Here is a 25,680-nt window from a genome sequence, read left to right as displayed (position 1 = left end):
TTGGCTCCGGGTGGGAAAATGGCGGTACGTTACGGCTTGAGCGCGAATGTCTCGAGCTTGTCGGCATTGTCGGCGTTGATGAGAATGCAATCCATCAACTGCTTCTCTTCAAGCCCGGTAGAGCCGGTCTTGATATATTTGTCAGCCTGCTCGACGGCGTTCTGGGCCTGCTGGTAGGCAGGCTGCAGCACGGTCGCCTTGATGCCGCCCTTCTTGATCGAATCGCGCACGTCGTTCGATCCGTCGAAGCCGACGACGATGACATCCTTGCGGCCGGCAGCTTCCAGTGCCGCATAGGCACCCATCGCCATCGTGTCATTGCCGGAGATCACGCCCTTGATGTCGGGATGTGCCTGCAGCATGGATTCCATCACCGTATAGGCTTCGGTCTGCGACCAGTTCGCCGTCTGCTTGGCCACCAGTTTCATGTCGGAATACTGGTCGATGACATCGTGATAACCCTGCGAGCGGATGCCGGCATTGGTGTCGGATTCCTTGCCGAGAAGTTCGGCATAATTGCCCTTCTCGCCCATCAGCTTGACGAACTCTTCAGCGCCCAGCTGCGCGCCCTGATAGTTGTTCGAAACGATCTGCGAGACCGCGACGCCCGTAGTGGTGATTTCTCGGTCGATCAGGAAGGACGGAATGCCCTTGTCCTTGGCCTTCTGCACGGCGGCGACGGATGCGTCCGCACCGGCATTGTCGAGGATGATCGCCTTCACGCCAGCGGCAATGGCGCTGTCGAACAGCTCGCTCTGCTTGTTGGCGTCATCATCATGGACGAGCACCATGGTCGCGTAACCCAGTTCCTTCGCCTTCGCCACTGCGCCGTCGGCTTCCGCCTTGAAGAACGGATTGTCATGGCTGGGTGTAATGATTGCAATCGTATCTGCGGCATAGGCCGCACCGGACATCACGCCGGCAATGCCAAGCGCAACGACGGACATCAAAAGACGCTTCGTCAGTTTCATCAGGACCTCCCATTGTCCGGGCCACCCTCCAGTAGCCCATGCGGAAACTATCGATCACTTTCGATTATTGTCAATATGGTTTTGAAACCTGCGGTTTCATGAAGTCGTGAACGCTAAATTCGGGAGAAATGCTGCGCTGCCGCATGATTTTGCGGGTGCGTTGTGTCCTGCGTCGTGAAAAAAATGTTGAGAGCCAGTTCGACTTGTGCAAGTTTGGCGATAATCGAAAGAGATCGAAAGCAAACAAAAATGCTGTCGTGATCTTTGCCGCGCCTGGGAGGGGTTAGGTGGCAGGTTCGTTTCGAAGCGATTTCATAAAGCACGTGTAACGGCACCGCGACTGCGGGTGCGAAAGCCCGCGCGTGCGCTGTCCAATGACTGGGAGGAGACCTATGACGACACAACGTTTTGGCGCCGGTATCTGGCATTTCGCGACCTATCTCGATCGTTACGCCACGGATGGCTACGGCACGCCGCGCAGCGTTATCGAGGCGATCGATCTGGCCGGTCAGGTCAGGGATCTGTCGGTGGTGGATATCAACTATCCCTTTTTCGGCGGCGATTTTTCCAATGCCCAGGTGAAAGAGGCGCTGGATCGTAACAAGCTCGGCGTCATCGGCATCACGCCGGAAATCTACACCCGCGAATTCGTAAAGGGCTCCTTCACCAACCCGGATGCCGGTGTGCGCCGCCGCACGCATGAACTGGTCACGGAAGCCTGCGATCAGGTCCGTTATTTCGGCGCCGATTACGTCAAACTTTGGCCGGGGCAGGATGGCTGGGACTATCCGTTCCAGGTTGATTACGGCACGCTCTGGAAACATTCTCTGGATGGCGTCGGACAGCTTGCCAGCGAAAACCCGGATCTGAAATTCGTCATCGAATACAAGCCGCGCGAACCGCGTGTGCGCATGAGTTTCGGGTCGGTCGCCCGCACCCTTCTCGGCATCGAAAAGATCGGCCTGCCGAATGTCGGTATCCTGCTCGATTTCGGGCACGCGATCATGGGCGGGGAATCGGCCGCCGACAGCGCCCAGCTTGCCATCGATTACGGTCGCCTGTTCGGCATGGACGTGAACGACAACTATCGTTCATGGGACGACGATCTCGTCGCCGGCAGCCTGCACCCGATCGAGCTGTTCGAGTTCTTCTATGTGCTGCGCAAGAACAAGTGGGAAGGCGTGTGGCAACTCGACCAGTTTCCGTTCCGCGAAGACAGCGTCGAAACCGCCAATCACGCCATCGATTTCCTCAAGGCTGCCGACAAGGGGCTCGATGCGCTGGATATCGATGCACTGAAGGAGGCGCAGAGCCGTCACGATGCGATCGGCGCGTTGAAGATTGCCCAGAAGGCCCTGTTCGGCGCCATGTAGGTGCAGGGCATGGCTCCGCTGAAGGCAAGCTGAGCCGCCCTAATAAAACATTCGGCGGAACGGCATGATGGCCGCTCCCATGGCGGCGGCGTCGCTGACGATCTCCGACACGATCAGTTTTGGGCCGCCCCGGTGCACGCCATAACGGGGGCGGTCGAAAATCTTTGTCCGCTCGATCAACATTGTCGCCAGTGCAGGCGGAATCTGGCCGCCGAACACGATCGCCTGCGGATCGAGCGTGGCGCGAATGGCGTTGACGAGGCGGATATAGGCCGGCGTCACGTCGTCAACCCAGTCCGAAACGCCCGGCCAGTTGCGATCGAAGTGGCGGCGCATGTAGTGGATGGAAGGAACGTTGATGCCGTTCCTGTTCACGCCATCGATCAGATGTTGCAGCGCGGGCCGCCGCTCCGTTTCGATTTCATCGTAAAGTCCGGAAAACTCGCCGGCATTGCCATTGCCGCCCTGCAGCAGTTCGCCATCGATGATCACGCCGCCGCCAAAGCCGTAGTTGAAGCTGAGATAGGCGAAATGTCGGATATAACGGCCGATCCCGAACATCGATTCGGCTATGGCACCGGATTTTCCGCCGTTGATGACCCATGCCGGCCGGTCAAACAGGTCGGTGATAATAGGGCCAAGTTCGATCATCGACCATTCGTGAAGCGGCAGCGGCGCATTGTGGCGCGTGCCATCGACGTGATAGCCGGCAATTGCAAAGCCGATTCCGAAAAGGTCCTCTTCGGCCAGATTGTTTTGCCGTTGCAGTTCGACGACCTGCCGCTTCACCAGTTGCAGCGCCTGATGCATCGTCGTTTCGCGTAGCGGCACTTCCCGTTCACCGAGAATTTTGCCGGCCAGATTTGTCAGGCATATGCCGATGATATCGGTATTGACCGAGATGCCGCAGGAATAGGCATGATCGCCATTCAGGTGCAGCATGGGGCTGGGCTGGCCACGCCCCAGGCCCGGTTTGGCCGTGCCCAGCCGAATGATGTTGCGTTCCGCAAGGTGGTCGAGAATGCGGTGAACCGATTGCTGGGTCAGATCGGTATGTCCGGTGATCTCGGAGCGCGAAATGCCGGGATTGCGCCAGATCAGTTGCAGCAACTTTCGCTCGTTGGAGGAGACGACGGTCTTCTCGTTCACGCGCAAAAAGCGCTGGGCAATCAAAGATTCCGGGACATAGCCACCTGACACGCCGCAAGACCTTACTGAAAAAGTGTAATAAGCGAACCGATATCGCTGCAACCTATGCCTGCTTACCGGCGAATATGGATCGTTTCAAGCCATTTTAGCCGTCATGGAAGTGTTACACACAAAGTGTAATAACCCGCCGTCAGAGATCGGGCGAGGCCTGGTCCACCCGAAAAGGCAAGGGCGATGATGAACAGGTTTACTTTGGCGGCCGTAGCCGCCGTGATGGCAGGCGCGGGTTCCGCACAGGCCGCCAATATCGAATTCTGGTATGGCAATACCGGCAATGTTGAAGTGGCCATCAAGGCGCAATGCGATGCCTTCAACGCCTCCCAGAGCGAACACAAGGTCAATTGCGTCGGCCAGGGTTCTTACGAAGTCTCCATGCAGAAGGCGATTGCCGCCTACCGCGCCAAGAACCATCCGATTCTCATCCAGTTCTTCGATGCCGGCACGCTCGACCTGATGCTGTCCGGTGCCGTCGAGCCGGTTCAGGATTTGATGCCCGAGGTGAAGTGGGACAGCTATATCGCCGGTGCCCGCGCCTATTACGAAACCTCGAAGGGCAAGCTGTTCGCCCAGCCCTACAATTCCTCGACGCTTTTGTTCTACACGAACAAGACCGAGCTTGAAAAAGCCGGCATCTCTGAGACGCCGACGGACTGGGAAGGCATTATCGAGGCCGCCCGCAAGCTGAAGGCTGCCGGTCATGCCTGCCCGTTCGTCACCGATGGCGATACCTGGCGTATCCTCGAGCAGTTCTCTGCCCGCCACGGTCTGCCGATCGCCACCAAGCACAATGGTTATGACGGTCTCGACGCGGAATACGTCATCAACTCCACCTTTGCCGCAAAACACCTCGCCAACCTCGTCGAATGGCGCAAGGAAGGCCTCGTCCGTCTCGCCGCCGACACCAAGGCCGGCAATTACACCGCCGCCTTCAATGCCGGTGAATGCGCGATGATGGAACAGTCTTCGGGTTCCTACGCCGCCGCTTCCAAGGCTTTCGACGGCAAGTACGAGCTGACCGTGTCCATGGCACCGATGTACAAGGGTTATGAACGCCACAACACCTTTGTCGGCGGTGCGTCCATCTACATCATGAAGGGTCACAAGCAGCCTGAGATCGAGGCTGCCAAGGCGTTCCTCGATTTCCTGCGCAAGCCGGAACAGCAGATGTCGTTCACGGCGGCGACGGGTTACGTACCGGTCACGACCGACGTTCTCGATGTGATCGCCAAGAGCGACGAGGCGAACTCGCCAAAATATGCCACGGCCAAGGTTGGTGTCGAATCCATGAACCAGCCGGCCACCGCCGATACGCGCGGCATCCGCCTCGGTTTCTACGTGCAGTTCCGCGAAGTCTTCATGGAAGAAACCCAGAAAGCCTTTGCCGGCCAGCAGACCATGCAGGCGGCGCTCGACAACACCAAGAAGCGCGGCGACCAGCTGCTGCGCCGTTTCGAGCAGACCTACAAGGGCAAGCAGCTTCCCTGATCCGCGCCTCCTGACTTCTCAAGCATGGGGCGGTTATTCGCCCCATGCCTTCTCCTTTTTCTGGAAGTGATCCATGTCGTCGGAATCCTCCATGTTCAGCCATCGCTGGCTGCCGGTCCTGTTGCTGGCCCCCCTGATGCTGCTGATCGTGCTGTTCTTTTATGTGCCGGTCTTTCAGGCCTTTTACTGGTCGTTTTTCCTTGAACAGCCTTTTGGCGGCGGTTCGGAATTCGTCGGTCTGCAGAATTTTCAGCGCGTGCTTTCCGATCCGGAATTCTGGGGCGCCACCGGCCGCACCGTCATCTTCATGCTGACGGCATCGTCGCTCGCCGTCGTCGTGCCGCTGATGCTGGCGATTGCCGCCGATCGCAAGATCGGCATGTCCTATCCCGCCCGCAACATTCTCGTCTGGCCGAAAGGTATTGCCGGTGCCTCGATCGGTGTCGTCTTCGCTTTCATCTTCAATCCGTTCGTGGGATTGATGGCGCCGCTCAATTCGCTGTTTCCCGGCCTGTGGAACCCCGGCATCGATGGCACGGACGCATTCATCACGCTGGTGGCGGCGCATGTCTGGAGCGGCATCCCGTTCAATTTCGTCATCCTGCTGGCGGGCCTGCGCTCGATCCCGCCGACCATGTATCAGGCCGCCGCCATGGATGGCGCCGGCCCCTGGCGCCGCATCTTCGATGTGCAGCTGCCGCTGATCATGCCGCAGCTGTTCCTGACTTTCGTTCTGGAATTCACCGAAAGCATCACCTCGGTCTTCGCGCTGATCGACACCATTACCGGCGGCGGTCCGGGCGGTTCGACCACGCTGCTGGTCTACAAGATCTATGTTGACGGCTTCCGCGGTTTCGATCTTTCCGGCGCCTCCACCCAGACGGCCATCCTGATGGTCTTCGTCCTCATTCTCGCAGCCTGCCAGTTCTTTTTCCTCGGCCGGCGCATCAATTACGAGCGCTGAACCATGGTCGAAAACGCACGTTCCATCAACATCGCCGCCAGCATTCTACTTGCCATCGGCATCCTCTATATCGTCGGGCCCTTGTATCTGACGCTGTCCACCGCCTCGCAGTCCTATGAATATATGCTGCGCAACGGTTTGGCCTGGGTGCCGGGCACCGAACTCTTCGCCAATATGGGCAAGGTCATCCACGATACGCGCATCCCGGTGCAGATGCTCAACAGCATGATCGTGGCCTTCTCCAATGCGCTTGCCACTTGCGCGCTGTCTTTCCTGTCTGCCTATGCGATCGTCTATTTCCGCATTCGCTGGGCGGGTGTGGCCTTTGCACTGATCCTCGCCACCATCATGCTGCCGCTCGATATCCGCGTCATCACCACCTATCAGGTGGCGTCCAACATCTTTTCGCCGTTGAATGCCGTGCTCGATTTTACAGACCTCAACAGCCTGATTGAGATGGTTTTTGGGTCCACGGTTCATCTCGAACTCAGTGTGCTCGATACCCGTTTCGGCCTCGTAGCGCCGCTTGTGGCGCATGGCACCGGCACGTTCCTGTTCCGCCAGTTTTTCCTGACCCTGCCAAAGGATTTGTTCAAGGCGGCGCGCATGGATGGGGCAGGGCCGATCCGTTTCCTCATCGATATCCTTCTGCCGCTCGCCCGCACCAGTTTCGCCTCGCTGTTCGTGCTCACCTTCCTCAGCGGCTGGACGCAATATCTGTGGCCGCTGGTCGGTGCCTCGACGCCCGACATGCAGACCGCCGTTGTCGGCCTTGCCCGTCTCGTGCCGGATGCCGACGGCCAGGTGCCTGACTTTCCGATGATCATGGCCGGTGCCGTGCTCGTCTCCCTTGTTCCGCTCACGATGATCGCTCTTTTGCAGCGCTTTCTCGTCCAGGGCCTCGTTCTTTCGGAGAAATGATCCCATGACCGCCATCGATACAGCCATTCGCGCCGCCGCGGCCGAGATCGCGCTTATCGGCGTCACGAAATCCTATGACGCCAAAAACACCATCATCCCGCCGATCGACGTGACCTTGCGTCCCGGTGAATTCACCGTCGTGCTCGGCCCATCGGGCTGCGGAAAATCCACGCTTCTGCAGATGATCGCCGGTCTGGAGCGCGTCTCCGCTGGCCGAATCGTCATCGGCGGTCGTGAAGTGCAGGATCTGGAGCCAAAGCATCGCGGCTGCGCCATGGTGTTTCAGAACTATGCGCTTTATCCGCATATGACGGTCGCCGAAAACATGGCCTACAGTCTCAAAGTCTCTGGTGTTTCCAAGGCCGAACGGGCAGAGCGGGTCGGAACCGTCGCCAAAATGCTCGGTCTCGCCGATTACCTCACCCGCAAGCCGAGCCAGCTTTCCGGCGGTCAGCGCCAGCGTGTCGCCATCGGCCGCGCCATCATTCGCGAGCCCGGCGTGCTGCTGTTCGACGAACCTCTTTCCAACCTCGATGCGCAGCTGCGTCATGACATGCGTGTCGAACTCGCCGAACTGCATCGCCGCATTGGCGCGACCAGCGTGTTCGTGACACACGATCAGGTCGAGGCGATGACGTTGGCCGACCGTATCCTCATTCTCAATAAGGGTCATATCGAGCAGTTCGATACGCCGAAGGCGATCTATCACAATCCGGCGTCCGTCTTCGTCGCCAAATTCATCGGCTCGCCGCCCATGAACATCCTGCAGGTCGAAGGCGATGGTTCCGTGCTGCGGCTGGCCGATGGTCAGGTCGTGGCGAACTATTCCGGCATAGGAAAATTCCAGCTCGGCATCCGCCCGGAAGATATCGCCGTCAACGAGGGCGGTTCGATCAAGACGGAAATCCGGTATCGCGAAGACCTCGGTTCGCACGAAATTCTGGAAACGAAAATCGCCGAGCAGAATCTTCGCATCGCCATGCCCTTCGGTGTCGAGATCGATACGACGCAGACTTTGTCGCTCTCCTTCCCGCAGGCGCGCCTGCATCTCTTCGACGGTGAGACCGGCCGCGCCATTGCCAACGCTTTCGGTGATGCGCATTCGGCTTCGGTGAAGGAATACCAGTGAATTACCGGGAGTTTATTGCCGACAAGACCCGCGATTGCGCCGTGGTGGCGCATCGCGGCATCTGGCGCCATGCGCCGGAAAACAGTTTGTCCGCCATCGAACGGGCCATCGACGCTGATTACGATGTCGTTGAGATCGACATTCGCCGCAGCGCGGATGGTGGCCTTTTCCTGCTGCATGACGACACGCTGGAACGCATGGCGGGTCTCGATCAGAGACCGGAAGTCCTCACTTCAGCCGACCTCTCGGTTATCCGCCTGCGCGACCGTGATGGCGGCAAAGACAATGCCTTCACGCTGGAAAAACTGCCGAACCTCGCCGAAGTGTTCGAACTGACGCGCGGCCGCATCTTCATTCATCTCGACGTCAAGGAACGTGAGGTGATCCCGGATGTGATCGCTCTCGCCAAGGCCATGGGGGTCGAGCATCAGGTCGATTGCTGGGCCGCGCTGAAAACCGAAAAAGATTTGAATTGGATCCGCAAAACGATCTTGCCGCACGAGGTTCTGTTTCTGGCCAAAACCCGGCTGAACGTGCCCGGCGCCGCAACCCAGCGGGCGCTGTTGCATGACCTCTCGCCCTCCGTCTGCGAAATCTATTTCGATAGGCTGGATGAACTCTCGGCCCTGAAAGACCTCACCCGCAACACCGGCATGGCGCTCTGGGTAAACACGCTCGACAGCGTCGCCTGTGCCGATTTCACCGATACCGCGGCCCTTGTCGACCCCGATGCCGTCTGGGGACGGCTAATCGATTCCGGCATTTCGGTCATCCAGACCGATGAGGCGGCTGCCCTCAAATCCTATCTCGCGGCCCGCCGCGCCTGACTGACCAAGGAAAATGAAATGACGCATTACGTAGATTATATCGCCGACCAGAAACGCGATCCCGCCATCGTTGCCCACCGTGGCGCATGGCATGGTGCCCCGGAAAACAGCCTCGCCGCCATCGAGCGCGCCATCGCCGTCGGCGCTGATGTTGTCGAACTCGATATCCGCAAGAGCGCCGATGGCGAACTGTTCATCATGCACGACGACACGCTGTTGCGGATGGCCGGTATCGATCGTGATGCCGAAACCTTCACCATCGCCGAGCTGCAGGCCATTGCCCTGCGCGAAGACGATGGTGGCGAGCACCGCGCCACGACCGATCAGCGCATCCCGACCCTGAAGCAGGTGCTGGAAATCACCCGTGGCCGCATCTTTGCCGATCTCGATCTGAAAGATCGCGGCCTGTTTTGCGAGGTTGCCGCCTGCGCCCGCGAGATGAACGCGGCATCCTATGTCGACCTGAAGACCCGCGTCATGACCCGCGAGGAGCTGGACTGGGTACGCGCTCAGAATATCGATGGCGTTGCCTTCATGGCGATGTCGAAATTCACGGCCGAAGACATTCATGAGACGATGGCGCTGCTGTCGGAAATCAAGCCTTTCATGTGCGAAATGCGCTTCGACAGCATCGAAACCATCAAGGCCAACCGCCAGCTGTTCCGCGATGCGAACATGGCGCTGTGGACCAACACGCTCAACATGGAAGCCAGCGGCGAATGGGTGGACAAGACGGCGCTTGTCGATCCCGACAGCATCTGGGGCACGTTGATGGATGCCGGTGTCAGCGTTTTCCAGACGGACGAGCCGGAAGCGTTAAAGGCCTATCTGCAGGGCCGTCGCGGATGAAAACCGTTTCGGACGAACTGCTTGATGAGCTGATGGGGATCATGCGCGAAGCGTCGGCGGGAGAAATCCTGCCGCGCTTCCGCTCGGTCACCTCGGATAGTATCCGTGCCAAAACCGCAGCCGACGATATCGTCACGGATGCTGATATCGCTTCCGAGCGGCTGATCAGCGAGAGGCTGAAAGCGCGTCTGCCGGGCATCACCATCATCGGCGAAGAGGCGGTCTCCGAAGACGCTTCCATCCTCGCAAAACTTGCCGATGCGGATCTGGCGGCCGTCATCGATCCGGTCGATGGCACCTGGCATTTTGCCCATGGCACGCCGATGTTCGGCAGCATTCTCGCCATTGTTTCGGGCGGGAAAACCATTGCCGGCATCATCCATTACCCGGTTCTGGGTGATTTTCTGGTGGCAAGGCCGGGGCTGGGGGCGTGGCATGTGGCGACTGATGGTGCGCGCACCCGTCTCTCCGTTGCAGCGCCAGGTCCAGTCAATGAAATGCACGGCTTCATTCCGCTACATATGTTCGAGCCGGGCAGGCGTGCCGAACTGGCGCCCCGCGTGCTGAAATTCCTGCGTGTCACAACATGGCGCTGCTCCGCCTGGGAATACAGAATGCTGGCAACCGGCGCGATGAGTTTTTGCCTCAACGACAGCCTGAAACCCTGGGACCATGCCGCCGGTGTGTTGATCCATGCCGAAGCCGGCGGATATGCTGCGACCATGGCGGGAGAGGTCTATCGGCCGACGATGACGCAAGGGCATCTTCTGACGGCGCCCGACAAGCTGTCATGGCAGGCCATCGTCGAGGCCTTGACCGAGGATTGATACTGAAAATGGCCGGGTGGGATCGTCCGGTCTTCGGGCCGCTGAGAAGGGTCGAGAACCTCACCGTCGTCATCCTCGGGCTTGTCCCGAGGATCTGCAACTGTCGGATATCATCGGCGGGGTTAGATCCTAGGGACAAGCCCTAGGATGACGAAGGCGGCGGCTGAAAGATTTGTCGGCAAGCTGAAGCCCGAGTGGAAACGTCCGGCTTTTTGTGCCGGCTCTCATACCCCTTATTTCTCCCTGCGCGACGCTGCGCCATCGGCAATCATCACGATGATTTCGTCCAGCTCGCGCTCCAGCCTCTCCGGCGGCAGGCCGACAAAACGGGCTTCGAGCGTGATGCTGATAATGCCGTGAACCGCGCCGAACAGGGTGCGCGCCCGCACCGCGCGGTCCTCGTCGCTCATGTCCGGCTGTAGCTCCTTCAGCGGTTCGGCAATGATGCTGAGCAGGAACAGATGTTCATTGAGATGCCATTGCGGGGAGGGCGTCTCTTCCGGCAGGGAATGCTCAAACAGGGCCTTCCAGAGGTTTCTGTTGGCCTTGGCGAACTTCAGATAGCCCTGTGCGAGATTTCGCAGCCGGTCCGTCGGCGATTTATCCTTCACCTCGGCAACTGCCAGCGATTGCTCGAGCGCCTTCAGTGTTGTCGAGTTCACATGAATGATCAGGTCGTTCAGATCGGTATAGGCGCTGTAAAGACCTCCAAGCGCGCAGCCGGCATCCTGCGTCACGTCGCGGGCGCGTAGATTGGACACGCCATCGCGGGCAATACGGTCTCGTGCCGCCTCCAGCAGTCTCGCCTTCAGGTCTTCCCGCTTCTCTTCCCGTCGGCCCATTTTAGCTACCTCGATAAAAATATTGAACACCGTTCAAAATAATTGTTGAACGTCGTTCAAGTTTGTGCGACACATTCATTCGTGAACAACGTTCATAAACGGGAGACGTCAAATGTTCAACCTGATTGCAACACTTCTGCGCGGAAAGGCTCATGATGCTGAGCAGGCCGTCGCGGATCGTCATGCCATGCCGCTGCTCGCCCAGCAGATCCGCGATGCGGCACAGTCCATCCAGTCGGCGCAGCATGCGCTGGCTGTCGCCATTGCCCAGAATGAAAAGGAGCGCGGCCAGCACGCAGCAGTCCTGTCGCGCATTGCCGATCTCGAGAAACGCACGCTGTTAGCACTTTCCAAGGGGAATGATGTTCTGGCCCGCGAAGCCGCCGATGCCATCGCCTTTCTCGAAGCTGAGAAAACGGCATCCGAACAGGCGCAGGCACAGTTCTCCACCGCCATCACCAACCTCAAGGCAACAGTCCGCTCGGCCGAAGGACGCCTTAAGGAATTGCAGCGCGGCGAACGGCTGGCTCGTGCCACCGACGCCGCCCAAAAGATTGATCACGCGGCCACCAGCGCCAATCTCGCCACGCTGGATGATGCCGAGCGTACGCTGGAGCGTCTGCGCGACCGCCAGAAACAGACCGATACGGTCTCCGCCGTTCTCAAGCAGATGGACGGCCCGACGCGCACGGCCGGTCTGATGGACCGCCTGGCCGAAGCCGGCTGCGGCGCGCCCTTGCGCTCTTCCGCCGAAGACGTGCTGGCGCGTCTCCGCACCCGCCTCGATGCCGCCATTGCCTGAAATTGAACCCCACTCTTCAACTCTCGATAAGGAACCAAGATCATGAACGACAGCTTTCAGAAACACTCCTCCAGCTGGGTCAGCTTCTCCTACATCTCTTTCGGTGCCGCCGCCTTCATGCTGGCGCTCGGCCTGTGGATGATGCCGCTCGATCTGTGGGGCAAGGGTTATCTCGCCATGGGCATCCTCATGCTGGTGCAGACCACGGTGAACATGACCAAGACTTTGCGCGACAATTCGGAATCGGAAAAGCTGATCCGCAGAATAGAAGACGCCAAGACCGAAAAGCTGCTCGTTAAATTCAACCGTGACAGCGACGATTAAGTCTCGTTAACGATGCCACGGAGTTATTCGGGCTTTCAATCATTGCCTAATGATTCCGTGGTCTTCCTGCCGCGATCGAAAAGGAAAGCGCCATGCACGATAGTCTGATGAAAACGAGGAAGTTTGCGCCGCTGTTCTGGACGCAGTTCCTCTCCGCCTTCAACGACAATTTTCTGAAACAGACGCTGATCTTCCTGATCCTGGCAACGATGGCCAGTGAGGGCGCTGCACTCGTCACGCTGGCTGGCGGCATTTTCATCGTTCCCTTCCTTCTTCTGTCGGCGCTGGGCGGCGAACTCGCCGACAAGCACGACAAGGCAAAAATGGCCGAGCGGCTGAAATTCGCCGAGATCGGCATCGCCGCCATCTCGGTCATCGGCATCGCCTTTTCCTCGATCTTCGTGCTGATGGTCGCCCTGTTCGGTTTCGGCGTCATCTCCGCCCTTTTCGGGCCGATCAAATACGGCATCCTGCCGGACCTTCTGGAAACCAAAGAGCTTCCCAAGGCCAATGCCTGGATCGAGGGCGGCACGTTTATCGCCATCCTGACCGGCACGATCGTCGCCGCACTCGCATTTGCCGAGGGTGACAGCGTCTGGATTTTTGGCCCGATGATGATGGTTCTGTCGGTCCTGTGCTGGCTGTCCGCCCGCATGATCCCGCGCACCGGTGCACAGGCGCCGTCTCTCGTCATCGACAGGAACGTGCTGCGCTCCAGCCTGACGCTGGTCAAGGAACTGCGCGAAGACACGCGCGTCTGGCGCTCGGCGCTTATGAATTGCTGGTTCTGGTTCGTCGGCGCTTTCGTCATGTCGATGCTGCCGATCATGGTCAGCGAAATTCTCGGCGGCTCGGAATTGGTCGTCCCCGCCTATCTCGCCATCTTCGCGATCTCGATTGCCGTCGGTTCGGCCATTGCCGGCTGGATGTCGGCGGGTCGTGTCGTGCTTTTGCCGGCTCCTGTCGGCACCGCCATCATTGCCCTTTTTGGCATCGATCTCGCCTGGAACCTCTGGGGCCTTCACTCGACATCGCATGCCCAAACCATTTCCGAATTTTTCGCCGGCCAGAACACCATCCGCGTGGCGATCGATCTTGCTGGCATGGCCATCGGCGGTGCCTTCCTCGCAGTCCCCACCTTTGCCGCCATGCAGACCTGGGCCGATGAAAAACGCCGCGCCCGCGTCATCGGTGGTGCAAACGTCCTGTCGGCCCTGTTCATCACCATCGGCCTGGCGCTGGTCGCCGGTCTGCAGGCGGTCGGCGTCTCCGTGCCGATGATCATTCTCGGCCTCTCCATCCTCAACATCGCCATAGCCTGGCTGATGCTGAAGACGCTGCCGACAAACCCTTTCCGCGATTTTATCTCTATCCTGTTCCGCGCCTTCATGCGTCTGGAAGTCGAGGGGCTGGAAAATATCCGAAAGGCCGGCCGCGCGCCGATCATCGCGCTCAACCACGTCAGCTTCCTCGACGGTGCCTTGGCGCTCGCCATCACCGAGGAAGAGCCGGTCTTCGCCGTCGATTACAAGATCGCCCAGGCCTGGTGGGTACGTCCCTTCCTGAAAATGGCAAAATTCCTGCCGCTCGATCCGACCAAGCCGATGGCGACCCGTTCGCTGATCAAGGTGGCGCAGGACGGCAATGCCATCGGCATCTTCCCGGAAGGTCGCCTGACCGTCACCGGCACGCTGATGAAGGTTTATGACGGTGCCGCAATGGTGGCCGACAAGACCGGCTCGATGATCGTGCCCGTGCGTATCGATGGTCTGGAAAAGAGCTATTTTTCACGCCTTTCCGGCGGTCAGGTGCGTCGCCGCCTGTTCCCAAAGGTCAAGGTGACCATTCTTGAACCGGTGCGCCTCGAAGTTCCGGAAGATCTTAAAGGTCGCAAGCGCCGTATCGCTGCCGGTGCCGCGCTCTACAAGATCATGTCGATGCTCCTGTTCAAGACCACGAACACAAACCTGACCGTGCTGGAACGCATCATCGAAACGGCGCAGGAAAAGGGTGGCAACAAGCTTGCCGTCGAAGATCCGATCAGTGGCCCGCTTTCCTACGGCAAGCTGCTTACCGGCGCCGCCGTTCTGGGTGCAAAATTCAAGGCGATGTTCCCGAATGAGAAGACGCTGGGCGTGATGCTGCCGAATGCCAATGGCACCGCCGCCACCGTGCTCGGCGTCATGTCGGCGGGCAAGGTGCCTGCCATGCTCAACTTCACCGCTGGTGCCGCCAACATCCTGTCGGCCTGCAAGGCGGCTGAAGTGAAGCATGTGCTCTGCTCACACGCCTTCGTCACCCAGGGCAAGCTTGGCCCGATCATCGCGGAGCTCGAAAAGGAAGTGACGATTGTCTGGCTAGACGATCTGCGCCAGACGATCACCGCCTTCGACAAGGTTCTGGGCCTCTTCCGCCGCTACAAGCCGCTGGTGAAACAGACGGCGGAAGATACCGCCGTCGTCCTCTTCACCTCCGGCTCGGAAGGTGCGCCGAAGGGCGTGGTACTGACGCATCGCAACATCCTGTCGAATGCGGCGCAGGCCGCCTCGCGCATCGATTTCCATTCGGGCGACAAGGTGTTCAACATCCTGCCGGTCTTCCACTCCTTCGGCCTGACGGCGGGCACGGTGCTGCCGCTGGTGGCCGGCGTGCCGGTCTATTTCTACCCGTCGCCGCTGCATTACCGCATCGTGCCGGAACTGATCTACACGTCGAACGCCACCATCATCTTCGGCACAGATACGTTCCTCAACGGCTACGCTCGCACGGCGCATCCGTATGATTTCCGCTCGATCCGCTACATCTTTTCCGGTGCCGAACCGGTCAAGTCATCGACGCGCGAGACCTATATGGAAAAATTCGGCCTGCGCATTCTCGAAGGTTACGGCGTCACCGAAACCGCGCCGGTCATCTCGCTCAACACGCCGATGTTCAATCGTTCGGGCACGGTCGGCAAGATCATGCCGGGCATGGAATGGAAGCTCGAGCCGGTGCCGGGCATCGATGAAGGCGGCCGCCTGTTCATCAAGGGCGCCAATGTCATGGCCGGTTATCTGAGGGCCGAAAACCCCGGCGTCATCGAACCGCTGGAAGGCGGCTGGCACGATACCGGCGATATCGTCACCATCGACGAGGACGGTTTTGTCACCATCCGCGGCCGCGCCAAGCGCTTTGCCAAGATCGGCGGCGAAATGGTGTCGCTGGCGGCGGTGGAAGCGCTGGCCGGACAGTTGTGGCCCGGCAGCCTCTCGGTCGTGTCGTCCGTGCCGGATGCCAAGAAGGGCGAACGCCTGATCCTGCTGACCGACGCCCCCAGTGCCACGCGTGGCGATTTCGCAAGTTTTGCAAAGTCGAAAGGCGCGATGGACATGATGGTTCCGGCCGAAGTCGATGTCGGCGTGGTACCCGTTCTGGGGTCGGGCAAGGTGGATTTCGTGGCCGCGAGAAAGATCGCCCTGGCATCGGCTGCTGCCGCATAAACGGTTTCCCGTAGCGATCAGAAAACGCACCGCCTGCAATGACGATGCAGGCGGTGCGTCCGATCCTCTCAAGCAGAAAGGTCTGCCGTTACGCAGATGAGTGTCGGAGCTCACCAAACGGAACGCCGATCTTGCCCCCGCCATGTCGCAAATAGACCACGTGGCCCCAATTGCCTTATTTTCAGAAAATAGTTTCAAGCGAAATCAATGGCTTGTAAAAAAGTTGAACCCTACTTCGTCCACGCCCTGAAAACCTGATCCTAAACTCAACTCGTTCCATCGCGGATACACCGGGAGGCGTCCCGGCGAGTTGGAGCCGGCGCAGTGTAGGAGGGTGAGACGCAAAACCTCATGCACTGGGTTCGCGGAAACTGGTTCTCCTCCGGCGACACGGGGGAGGTGTTGCGGGTGTTAAAACCTCACAATGCCTCTGAGGCCCGAAAGAAGCGCGCCGGGCGTGCCTGTGCGGCACACATGATCGCCGGTTCGTGAGCAATCACGGGCACGGCTTTCGCAGAGGAACCGAAGTCGCGGGCAAAAACCGTCGAACGGGGCACTGAGAGGTGTCAATTACTAACTCAATTACGAGGCAGCTTTCAGTGCCCCGACCGCATGACCCGCAAAAGGCGGGTGTTTTTTGAAAATCTCAAGATCACCAAGGGTGGACTCGGTCCTGTTCCCGGAGCGGTTCGATAAAACGACGAACCGCGCCATCTGGGTCAACAGATGGCGCGGCGGGTTTCAAGGCATCAGTTTCGCCTGATGGCAATCAGATCACCGACACATGGTGCAACTGATCCTCCGGCAAGACGCTCGCCGGGAAAGGATCGATCGTGACATGTTCGGTGGTTTCGGCCGGTGCGACTGTCGAGGGAAGGTCAGCCGAAACCGCATCATGTGTCGTGGAAACGTCCGGTTCCGGCGTGTCGGCCAGCCCCGTCAGGTCGATTTCCTGTCCCCCCTGATCCATCAGCAGGTCTTCGAAGTTGGGCTGATCGGAACCGAGGTCGTTGCCGTCGACGCCCGAAGGATCGGCGGTGTCCGTGCCCTCACGCATGCTGGCATGCATGAAGGTCGGATCCAGCGTGTCGTCGTCGAAGCTCATGGCCATCGTCATCAGGTCGTCGTTGCCCACGTCTTCGATGGAGGCGGTCATCATCATCGCCTGCGGACCATGCGGATAATCGATCGTGATCGTCAGAACGGCCGTGGACGTCGATCCGTCCGGAGACGTGATCGTGTAGGTGAACGTGTCCGTGTCCCCATCCATGCCGGTATAGAGCGGATCTGGCTGGTAGGAATAGGCACCATTGCGACCGATCGTCAGCGTACCGTGATCGCCATGGATCACCAGACCCGTGGGGCTGACGGCAGTCTGATCGACACTGCTGACGATCGTTCCTGCCACGGTGATGTCGCCCGTCAGCACATTGCCGGCAACCGATCCACTGACGGGACGATAATCCGTCACGACATTGGACGTGGTTTCCACCGTCATGTTGGCAAGCGCCGACAGATTGAGCAGTCCGCCCGGATTGGCCAGAACCACGTAATAGGTGCCGCCGCCTTCAAATTGCGGCAGCGCGATCGTCGATCCCGTCCAGCTCGGCAGCAGCAAGCCCAGAACGCCGGGGTTGAAGACCAGCCAATCCGTCTGGGTGTGAACCAGTTGCGCCTGCGTCTGGCCGTCCTCGACACGATAGACGAGCAGATCGTAATTCTGCTCGCCAAGCAGGTTGAGTGCGGCAAGGGCCGCGCCGGCACCTTTCACGCTGACCTGCTGCGTCGTGTTGTCGGCAACCGTAAATCTCAACGGGCTCTGGCCGGAAAGCACCGAAACATCGACGGCATTGCCCAGCAGTCCGAGATTGAGGATGCCGCCGACCGCACCTGTCTGTTTCGGCTGGTTGACGATCTGCTGGTTGATTGTGAGCGGGATCGTCGTGGCATCGTCATTGGCGACGAGGTTGATGATCGAGACCGGACCCACTGTGCGTGTGGATGTGTTGCCGGCAAGATCGGTCTGGCGCACGAGCACGTTGCCGTAGGATCCGGTGCTGAGCGTAAAGCCCGGGCCGGAACCAAGCGTCCAGCTCGTGCCTCCATTGGTGCTGTATTCCCACCGTGCGCCCGGTTCGATGCCGGTGACGCGGATCGTTCCGTCGGTCGAAATCCCGTCGCCGATCGTGCCGGTGTCGTTGAGGAACGAAACGGTCGGTGCGGCCGGCGGGGTCGTATCGACTGCGGCCGAGGCCGTGGCGAGCGGCGAGGTGTTGCCTGCCGCGTCCGTCAGCAATGCATTGACCGTCAGGGTCGCGCCGGTCGCCGGCGCCGTGATGCTCGTCGCATAAACGCCGGCGGCCACCTGTGCTGCCGTCAGCACCACCGTCGTGCCATTGATCGTCAGGCGATCGCCTGCCACTGCACCGGTGCCCGCAAGGCTGACCGACACGGCGACAGATCCGCCGATCACTTCGCTGGCGTTGATATAGGCATCGCCATTGGCGCCAAGGCTGATGCCGGGAATGGTCGGCGCTACGGTGTCGACGACCGCGCTTGCGTTTGCGATCGTCGATGTATTGCCGGCCACGTCGGTGATGGAGGCACTGACATTCAGCGTCCCGCCATTGGCCGGAGCCGCCAGGCTGGTGGCAACCGTTCCCGCCAATACCTGTGCGGCCGACAGCACGATCGACGTGCCGTTCACCGTCAGCGTGTCTCCGGCAACCGCGCCTGTACCGGCGAGGCTGACGGAAATGGCAACCGAACCACCGCTGATCTCGCCAATGCCGATAAAGGCATCGCCATTGCCGATACTGAGCGTCGGCGGCGTCGGTATGGTCGTATCAACCAGCGCGACCGCCGTTCCAGGCAGGGATATGTTTCCGGATGCGTCGGTGATCGTCGCATTGACGGTCAGCGTCTGCCCGCTGGTCGGGGCCGCAACCGTGGTTGTAACCGTGCCGGCGGAGATTTGCGCACCCGTCAGCACGATGGTCGTGCCGTTGACGATCAGCCTGTCACCGGCGGCAGCACCGCTGCCACTGATGTTGACCGACACGTTCACGCGCCCGCCGATCACCTCGGCGGCGTTGATATAGGCGTCGCCATTGCCGAGCGTGACGGCCGGTGCGGTCGGCACGGTCGTATCGACAACCGCACTGACGGAGGCGATCGGCGAACTGTTACCTGCGGCATCGGTCAGCGAGGCACTGACATTGAGCGTTCCGCCATCGGCGGGTGCGAGGATGCTGGCGGTGACGCTGCCCGTCGTGATGTCCTGGGCCGTCAGCGTCGTGGGGGTGCCGTTGATGGTCAGTATATCGCCGGCGACGGCGCCCGTTCCCGCCAGGCTGACGGATACGGAAACATTGCCGCCGGTGATTTCACCCGGAAGGATAAAGCCGTCTCCATTGCCGATGCTGATGACCGGAAGGCCGGGTGCGGTGGTATCGACGACGGCGATAACCGTTGTGATATCCGACGTGTTGCCCGCCGGATCGGCAAGCGTGGCGTTGATCGTCAGGGTCTGACCGTTTGCAGGGACCGTCACGCTGGTCACGACGCTGCCGGCGGCGATCTGCGCAGCCGTCAGCACGATCGTGGTTCCATTGACGGTCAGCGTATCGCCGGGCGCTGCATCCGCGCCGGCCAAATCGATCGTGACAGCAACCGAGCCGTTGGAGATTTCGCCCGCAACGATAAAGCCGTTACCGTCGCCGATCGAAACGCCGACCTCGCCGGGCGCAATCGTATCGACCACGGCTGTCGCGGTCACGGTTGCGGAAATATTGCCGCCGCTGTTGATCGACGCCGACACGTTCAATGGTTGGCCTTCCAGCGGTGCAAGCACCGTGGTCGTCAGGAACCCGGCGGTGATCTGCGCTGGAGTGAGGGGGGTCGGCACTCCGTTCACCGTCAGGATATCGCCGGGACTGGCGCCCGTTCCGGCAAGGTCAATTCTGACCGTTACCAGACCGCCGACGATTTCGTCGGCCGTGATGAAGTCGTCTCCGTCGCCGAGTGTCAGCGTCGGCGCTCCGGGAATGCCGGTGTTGATCGTGGCTGCCGCCGAACCGGCGAGGGATACGTTGCCGGCGGCATCGGTGATCGTTGCACTGACGTTAAACGTTTGCCCGTTGCCCGGTGCCGGCAGGGTGAGGTTGACCTCGCTGTTGGCGATATGCGTCGCATCCAGAATGATCGTCGTGCCGTTGACGGTCAGCGTATCGCCGATGGCGGCATCGGCGCCGAGGCTGATGGTCACGGGGACTTCACCGTTTTCCAGCTCGGTGAAGATGATGGTCGCGTCACCGTTGCCAAGCGTCACGCCCGGTTGGTCGGGCGCTTCGGTATCCACGGTGGTCGTGATCGTGATCGGTGGCGAAGTGTTGCCGGCCTGATCCCTGATCGTCACGTCGAAGACAAGCGGTCCTTGACCCAGGACAGGAACGGTTGTCGGAACGACACCGTCGATGATCATCTGGGCGGTCAACGGTATCGGCACGCCCCCAACGATCAGCGTATCGCCTTCATCAGCGCCGGTCCCGGCAAGCGAGACCTCGACGGCAACCACGCCGCCGGTAGCTTCGACGGCATTGATGAACCCGTCGCCGTTACCGACCGTGACCAGAGGCTGGCCCGGTGCGGTCAGGTCGATTTCCGCCGTGTCGGAACCGATGTCGGACGTGTTTCCGGCGGGGTCCGTCAGGAACGCTTCCACAGTCAGCGTTTGCCCGTCCGCGAGTGCGGGGACGCTCGTGGTGACAAGATCGTCGTCGATCATCTGGGCGGTCAGGACGATGGTCTGGCCGTTGACGGTCAGGATGTCGCCTTCTTGCGCCCCGGTGTTGGTGAGGCTGACCAAGACTGTCGCCCGGCCGCCCACTATATCGGCAATGCCGAGCCAGCCATCAACGCTGCCCAGCGTTACGGTTGGGACGGTGGGCGCAATCGTGTCGACGGTCGCGCTCACCTCTGCAATGGGCGAGGTATTCCCTGCTGCGTCGGTCAGCGATACCTCCACGTCCAGATCCTCACCGCTTGGCGGAACCTGGATGCCGATATTGATAAAGCCGGCGAGAATGTCCGATGCCTGCAGCTCGGTGGGGATGCCATTGACCGTGACTATGTCGCCTTCTTCGGCACCGGTGCCTGCGATGTTGACCCGCAGCGTCACTTCGCCATTGACGACATCGCCCACGGTGATGAACTCGCCGCCGCTGCCCAGTATCAGGCCGGGAAGCGTCGGTGCGACAGTGTCGGTCAGCTCGCTGACCGTGTCGACAGGTGACAGGTTGCCGGCGGCATCGCTCAACTGTGCCGTCACGGTCAGCGTCTGGCCATTGGCTGCGGCCGGCACTGTCGTCACGACCTCACCGGCCGTAATCATTGGCTGCGTCAGCACGGTTGTCGTGCCGTTGACGATCAGTCGGTCGCCTGCGACGGCACCGGTGCCGAAAATGCTGACGGTGACGGTGACCACTCCGCCTGCGGCTTCGGCCGCGTTGATAAGGCCGTCGCCATTGCCAAGCACCACGGTGGGTGCAGTCGGAACATCAAGGTCAACGGTGGCAGAGGCAGTCGCTATGGGGGATACATTGCCTGCGGTATCGTTCAGCGTTGCAGTCACCGTCAACGGCGAGCCATCCGTCGGGACAAGGATATCCCTCTGTACCAGATTGGCGTCGATATCCGCCTGCGTGAGCGGGACGATCTGGCCATTGACGACCAGCCAATCGCCCGCGACCGCGCCGGTTCCTGTAATGTCGATCGTCACGCTGACATTGCCGCCGACCACTTCGTCGTCGATGACGAAGGCATCACCATTGCCGATGGTGATGGATGGCATGCCGAACAGGTCCGTATCGACCTCCACCGTCACGGTTTCCGTCGGCGAGCTGTTGCCTGCCGGATCGGTAATCGACACGTTGACGGTCAGCGTTTCCCCCGACGGCGGTACGGCAATGCTCGTGACCAAAGCCTGGGCAGCAATATCCGCGGCAGTGAGGATGATGGCTGTGCCATTGATGGTGACGGTATCGCCCACATCGGCTCCGGTGCCGGTCAGGTCGATATTGACCGACACCGCGCCATTGACGATTTCCGATGCATTGATGAAGAGATCGCCATCTCCCAGCGTGACGATCGGGCTATCCGGGGGCGTCAGATCAACTTCAGCCGTCACGGTCGATACCGTTGAGCTATTGCCGGCCGGATCGGTGAGCGATGCCTCGACGGTCAGTGTCTGGCCGTCGCCAACGGCGGCGACGCTGGTCGTCACAACGCCTGCCGTGATCATTGCCTGGGTCAACACGGTTTGCACGCCGTTGACGGTCAGCGTGTCACCCACCGCTGCTCCGGTATTGTTGAGGCTGACGGAAACCGCCACCTGGCCGTTCGTGATTTCACCACTGTTGATGAAGCCGTCGCCATTGCCGACTGTCAGGACAGGCTGTCCCGGAGGTGTCGTGTCGATCACGACGGAGACCGTCGTGATCGGTGAACTGTTGCCGGCGATGTCGGTGAGTGATGCATTGACCGAAAGCGTCTGGCCGTTTGCCGGCGCCGGTACGGTCGTATCAACCGCGCCTGCCGCAATCTGCGCAGCGGTCAGGACGATTGCCGTACCGTTGATCGTCAGCGTGTCGCCTTCATCGGCGTCGGTGCCGGTCAGGCTGACACGAACGGCCACGGCTCCGTTGCTGATCTCACCCGCATTGATGAAGCCGTCGCCATCGCCGACCGTCAGGGTCGGGATCGAGGGCGCGCTGGTATCCACCGGCGCCGATACCGTGATCGCCGGCGATGTCAGGCCGCTGCCGTCGGTGATCGTTGCCGTGACGGTCAATGTGCCGCCATCCGGAGGCGCCGTAACCGGTCTCGTGGCAACGCCGTTGGCGATTTCCGTCGCGGTAAGCGTGGTCTGGATGCCGTTGATGGTCAGCGTGTCACCGGCAACTGCGCCCGTGCCGGCAAGGTTGAAGGTGACCGTGACCTGGCCGCCGATGACTTCGGAAGCGTTGATATAGGGATCGCCGTCACCTAGCGTGATGCCGGGCACACCCGGCAGTTCGGTGTTCATGACGGCGGATGCACTGGCGGCCTGTGAGGCATTGCCGGCCGCGTCGGTCAGGGATGCCGTGACCGTCAGCTGAGCGCCGTCGTTCAAGGCCGGGACGCTGGTATTCACCACGCCGGCGGAAACCTGGGCGGCCGTGAGTGTGACGGATACGCCATTGACGGTGAGCGTATCGCCCGCGACGGCATTCGTGCCGGTCAGATCGATCCGCACCGGCACTGAACCATTGACCAGTTCGCCGGCCAGAATGACATTGTCGCCATTGCCGAGCGTGATGGCCGGAACACCCGGCGGGGTCGTGTCGACAACGGCCGTCACCGTCGAGGGTGGTGACGCATTGCCCGCCGCGTCGGTCAGGGTGGTGGTCACCGTCAGGGGCTGACCTTCCGCAGGCGCGGTCACGGTGGTGGTCACGACGCCGGCGCTGATATCGTTCGCGGTGAGCACGATCGTGGTGCCATTGACCGTCAACGTGTCACCGGCAGCCGCTCCCGTGCCCACAAGGTTGACCGAAACTTCCACCACGCCACCGGCGATTTCATCCGTGCCCAGGAAGGCGTCGCCATCGCCGAGCGTAACCGTCGGCAGGCTTGGCGGTGTCGTATCGACAAGCGCGGATGCCGTCGCGATCGGCGACACGTCTCCTGCGCTGTCGGTCACTGTCGCCGAAACGAAGAGCGACTGGCCATCGGCGGGCGCGGTCAGCGTCGTCTCCACGACACCGGCGGCGATCTGGGCAGCCGTCAGGACAATTGCGGTCCCGTTGACGGTGAGCGTATTGCCCGCAACCGCTCCGGTATTGGCGATGTTCACAGAGATGGAGACGCTGCCGCCGGTGATTTCCGACGCGTTGATAAAGGCGTCGCCATCCCCGATCGTGATCACGGGAGAGCCGGGAAGATCGGTATCGACCAGTGCCGATACGGATGTCGGCGTGGAATCGTTACCGGCCGCGTCCGTGAGCGTGACAGAAACGTTGAGCGTCTGGCCATTGGCCGGTGCCGTGACGTTGGTGGTCACCACGCCGGCTGCGATCTGCGCAGCCGTCAGCACGATTGCCGTGCCATTGACGGTCAGCGTATCGCCGGCAACGGCGCCTGTACCTGCAAGATCGATCCTGACACCAACCTGGCCGTTGGATATTTCCGGGCCGGTGATGACATTGTCGCCGTCACCCAGCGATACGGCAGGGGCGGTCGGCGGCGTCGTGTCCACAACGGCCGAAACCGTGGTCGGCGGCGAGCTATTGCCATCGCCATCCGTCACTGAAGCCGTGACGGTGAGCGTCTGGCCATCAGCGGGGGCGGGGAGGGTGGTTTCGACTTCACCAGCTGCGATCTGAGCGGCCGTCAGCGTGATCGTCGTGCCGTTGACGGTCAGGGTGTCGCCGGCGACAGCACCTGTGCCGCCGAGGCTGATCGTGACGACAACATTGCCGCCGGCGGTTTCTTCCGCATTGAGATATTCGTCGCCATCACCAAGGGTGACGCCGGGAGAGCCCGGAAGTTCGCTGTTGACCACGGCGGATACGGCTACCGGAACCGAGCTGTTGCCGGCCGCATCGGTGAGGGTCACCGAAACGTTGAGCGTCTGGCCATTGGCCGGTGCCGTGACATTGGTGGTCACCACGCCGGCTGTTATCTGTGCCGCAGTCAAGACGATGGCGGTGCCATTGACGGTCAGCGTATCGCCTGCAACGGCACCTGTTCCGGCAAGGTCGACCCTGACGGCAACCTGGCCATTGGAGATTTCCGGGCCGGTGATGACATTGTCGCCGTCGCCCAGGGACACGTCGGGGGCGGTCGGCGCGGTCGTATCCACGACGGCCGAAACGGTCGTCACGGGAGAAGTATTGCCATCGGCATCGGTAATGGATGCGGTCACCGTCAGTGTCTGGCCATCGGCGGGCGCGGGCAGGGTGATTTCAACTTCGCCGGCCGCGATCTGGGCTGCCGTGAGGGTGATCGTCGTGCCGTTGACGGTCAGTTTGTCACCGGCGACGGCGCCCGTATTGTTGAGGCTGATCGTGACGACAACATTGCCGCCGGCGGTTTCCTCCGCATTGAGGAATGCATCGCCATCGCCGAGGATAACGCCGGGAGCTTTTGGGCCGGGGCCAGGCTCTTCGCCGCCGCCATTGTCACCTCCACCGCCGCCTCCGCCTGCAGCGGCTGCCACTGCACCGAGCAGGCCCAGAGGCCCGAGGATCCCCAGAACCGAGCCGCCGCCGCCCGCAGCGCCACCGACCAACTGGTCAACGGCGCCGGCCGGTTCGAACTGAAAATCGGCAAGGGCATCGGTGTAATCGCCATTCCAGACATTGCCGGACTCGTCCTCCAGAACGAGTTCGCTGCGCTTTTCGCCTTCGCCCGTGAAAAAGCCGTCGATGCGGATCTGTTCGCCGTTCTTCAGGTCTATGACGAGGTCGTTGCCGGCTCGAACCGTTCTGGAAATATCCGTGGGCGAGAGTTCAAGCTTGATGATGCTCGGGCGGGAAATGGAAATGTCGCTCGTTGCGACGGTTGACGTCCGACCACTGGCCTTGTCCGAAATTACTGCAACCATGTTCTGCCACTCCTCAACTGTTCTCATATGTT

15 protein-coding genes are annotated in these 25,680 nt (G+C 60.7%); 11 read left to right on the top strand and 4 right to left on the bottom strand.

What is annotated here, in order from left to right:
• Window positions 1-29: 29 nt before the first annotated feature.
• Window positions 30-971 (bottom strand): D-ribose ABC transporter substrate-binding protein, encoded by a 942-nt coding sequence (locus J2T09_RS00145; protein ID WP_306829772.1) that lies wholly within the window; start codon window positions 969-971, stop codon window positions 30-32.
• Between the two features lie 392 nt (window positions 972-1,363).
• On the opposite strand from J2T09_RS00145, the gene J2T09_RS00140 reads away from it, so the two are divergent.
• Complete coding sequence (locus J2T09_RS00140) at window positions 1,364-2,344, top strand: sugar phosphate isomerase/epimerase family protein (RefSeq protein ID WP_306829770.1); 981 nt, start codon at window positions 1,364-1,366, stop codon at window positions 2,342-2,344.
• Window positions 2,345-2,383: 39 nt separating this feature from the next.
• Here J2T09_RS00140 and J2T09_RS00135 read toward each other — a convergent pair whose 3' ends face one another.
• Complete coding sequence (locus J2T09_RS00135) at window positions 2,384-3,493, bottom strand: ROK family transcriptional regulator (RefSeq protein WP_306829768.1); 1,110 nt, start codon at window positions 3,491-3,493, stop codon at window positions 2,384-2,386.
• Between the two features lie 234 nt (window positions 3,494-3,727).
• Here J2T09_RS00135 and J2T09_RS00130 point away from each other — a divergent pair, with 234 nt between their 5' ends.
• The 7 genes from J2T09_RS00130 to J2T09_RS00100 all read left to right on the top strand — a co-directional run bounded on the left by J2T09_RS00130 (window position 3,728) and on the right by J2T09_RS00100 (window position 10,555).
• Window positions 3,728-5,038 carry an extracellular solute-binding protein gene (locus J2T09_RS00130; RefSeq protein ID WP_373458276.1) on the top strand — a complete coding sequence of 437 codons (1,311 nt, stop codon included), beginning with the start codon at window positions 3,728-3,730 and terminating at the stop codon, window positions 5,036-5,038.
• A 73-nt stretch (window positions 5,039-5,111) separates the two neighbouring features.
• On the top strand, window positions 5,112-6,002 hold the full coding sequence (locus J2T09_RS00125; RefSeq protein WP_306829766.1) for a carbohydrate ABC transporter permease: 891 nt from the start codon (window positions 5,112-5,114) through the stop codon (window positions 6,000-6,002).
• A gap of 3 nt (window positions 6,003-6,005) precedes the next feature.
• Complete coding sequence (locus J2T09_RS00120) at window positions 6,006-6,923, top strand: ABC transporter permease subunit (RefSeq protein ID WP_306829763.1); 918 nt, start codon at window positions 6,006-6,008, stop codon at window positions 6,921-6,923.
• Window positions 6,924-6,927: 4 nt separating this feature from the next.
• A complete protein-coding gene (locus J2T09_RS00115) occupies window positions 6,928-8,052 on the top strand; it encodes an ABC transporter ATP-binding protein (protein WP_306829761.1) in 1,125 nt (374 codons plus the stop codon).
• Window positions 8,049-8,879 carry a glycerophosphodiester phosphodiesterase family protein gene (locus J2T09_RS00110; RefSeq protein WP_306829759.1) on the top strand — a complete coding sequence of 277 codons (831 nt, stop codon included), beginning with the start codon at window positions 8,049-8,051 and terminating at the stop codon, window positions 8,877-8,879. The genes J2T09_RS00115 and J2T09_RS00110 overlap by 4 nt, the downstream gene beginning before the upstream one ends.
• Window positions 8,880-8,897: 18 nt before the next feature.
• Window positions 8,898-9,728: a glycerophosphodiester phosphodiesterase family protein gene (locus J2T09_RS00105; RefSeq protein ID WP_306829757.1), complete on the top strand. Its 831-nt coding sequence runs from the start codon at window positions 8,898-8,900 to the stop codon at window positions 9,726-9,728.
• Window positions 9,725-10,555 (top strand): inositol monophosphatase family protein, encoded by an 831-nt coding sequence (locus J2T09_RS00100; RefSeq protein WP_306829755.1) that lies wholly within the window; start codon window positions 9,725-9,727, stop codon window positions 10,553-10,555. The genes J2T09_RS00105 and J2T09_RS00100 overlap by 4 nt, the downstream gene beginning before the upstream one ends.
• Window positions 10,556-10,788: 233 nt before the next feature.
• Here J2T09_RS00100 and J2T09_RS00095 read toward each other — a convergent pair whose 3' ends face one another.
• The gene (locus J2T09_RS00095; RefSeq protein WP_306829753.1) at window positions 10,789-11,397 is read right to left on the bottom strand and encodes a TetR/AcrR family transcriptional regulator; all 609 of its coding nucleotides are present in this window, start codon (window positions 11,395-11,397) and stop codon (window positions 10,789-10,791) included.
• Window positions 11,398-11,509: 112 nt separating this feature from the next.
• On the opposite strand from J2T09_RS00095, the gene J2T09_RS00090 reads away from it, so the two are divergent.
• The 3 genes from J2T09_RS00090 to J2T09_RS00080 all read left to right on the top strand — a co-directional run bounded on the left by J2T09_RS00090 (window position 11,510) and on the right by J2T09_RS00080 (window position 16,002).
• Window positions 11,510-12,199 carry a PspA/IM30 family protein gene (locus J2T09_RS00090; protein ID WP_306829751.1) on the top strand — a complete coding sequence of 230 codons (690 nt, stop codon included), beginning with the start codon at window positions 11,510-11,512 and terminating at the stop codon, window positions 12,197-12,199.
• Between the two features lie 42 nt (window positions 12,200-12,241).
• On the top strand, window positions 12,242-12,523 hold the full coding sequence (locus J2T09_RS00085) for a YiaA/YiaB family inner membrane protein (protein ID WP_306829748.1): 282 nt from the start codon (window positions 12,242-12,244) through the stop codon (window positions 12,521-12,523).
• Window positions 12,524-12,615: 92 nt separating this feature from the next.
• Window positions 12,616-16,002: an acyl-[ACP]--phospholipid O-acyltransferase gene (locus tag J2T09_RS00080; RefSeq protein WP_306829746.1), complete on the top strand. Its 3,387-nt coding sequence runs from the start codon at window positions 12,616-12,618 to the stop codon at window positions 16,000-16,002.
• Window positions 16,003-16,771: 769 nt separating this feature from the next.
• Here the strand turns inward: J2T09_RS00080 and J2T09_RS00075 are convergent.
• A complete protein-coding gene (locus J2T09_RS00075; protein ID WP_306829745.1) occupies window positions 16,772-25,648 on the bottom strand; it encodes a beta strand repeat-containing protein in 8,877 nt (2,958 codons plus the stop codon).
• Window positions 25,649-25,680 lie beyond the last annotated feature (32 nt).

The organism is Neorhizobium huautlense (genome assembly GCF_030811685.1).
In the GTDB taxonomy this organism is placed as follows: Bacteria; Pseudomonadota; Alphaproteobacteria; order Rhizobiales; family Rhizobiaceae; genus Neorhizobium; species Neorhizobium huautlense_A.
The sequence above is the reverse complement of the archived record's forward strand: the minus strand, read 5'-3'. Positions and strand labels throughout refer to the sequence as shown.

What these genes read in the sequence shown, in the direction of transcription:
- J2T09_RS00145 (WP_306829772.1), bottom strand. Translation starts at nt 971, where the DNA reads ATGAAACTGACGAAGCGTCTTTTGATGTCCGTCGTTGCGCTTGGCATT.
- J2T09_RS00140 (WP_306829770.1), top strand. Translation starts at nt 1,364, where the DNA reads ATGACGACACAACGTTTTGGCGCCGGTATCTGGCATTTCGCGACCTAT.
- J2T09_RS00130 (WP_373458276.1), top strand. Translation starts at nt 3,728, where the DNA reads ATGATGAACAGGTTTACTTTGGCGGCCGTAGCCGCCGTGATGGCAGGC.
- J2T09_RS00125 (WP_306829766.1), top strand. Translation starts at nt 5,112, where the DNA reads ATGTCGTCGGAATCCTCCATGTTCAGCCATCGCTGGCTGCCGGTCCTG.
- J2T09_RS00120 (WP_306829763.1), top strand. Translation starts at nt 6,006, where the DNA reads ATGGTCGAAAACGCACGTTCCATCAACATCGCCGCCAGCATTCTACTT.
- J2T09_RS00115 (WP_306829761.1), top strand. Translation starts at nt 6,928, where the DNA reads ATGACCGCCATCGATACAGCCATTCGCGCCGCCGCGGCCGAGATCGCG.
- J2T09_RS00105 (WP_306829757.1), top strand. Translation starts at nt 8,898, where the DNA reads ATGACGCATTACGTAGATTATATCGCCGACCAGAAACGCGATCCCGCC.
- J2T09_RS00100 (WP_306829755.1), top strand. Translation starts at nt 9,725, where the DNA reads ATGAAAACCGTTTCGGACGAACTGCTTGATGAGCTGATGGGGATCATG.
- J2T09_RS00095 (WP_306829753.1), bottom strand. Translation starts at nt 11,397, where the DNA reads ATGGGCCGACGGGAAGAGAAGCGGGAAGACCTGAAGGCGAGACTGCTG.
- J2T09_RS00090 (WP_306829751.1), top strand. Translation starts at nt 11,510, where the DNA reads ATGTTCAACCTGATTGCAACACTTCTGCGCGGAAAGGCTCATGATGCT.
- J2T09_RS00085 (WP_306829748.1), top strand. Translation starts at nt 12,242, where the DNA reads ATGAACGACAGCTTTCAGAAACACTCCTCCAGCTGGGTCAGCTTCTCC.
- J2T09_RS00080 (WP_306829746.1), top strand. Translation starts at nt 12,616, where the DNA reads ATGCACGATAGTCTGATGAAAACGAGGAAGTTTGCGCCGCTGTTCTGG.
- J2T09_RS00075 (WP_306829745.1), bottom strand. Translation starts at nt 25,648, where the DNA reads ATGGTTGCAGTAATTTCGGACAAGGCCAGTGGTCGGACGTCAACCGTC.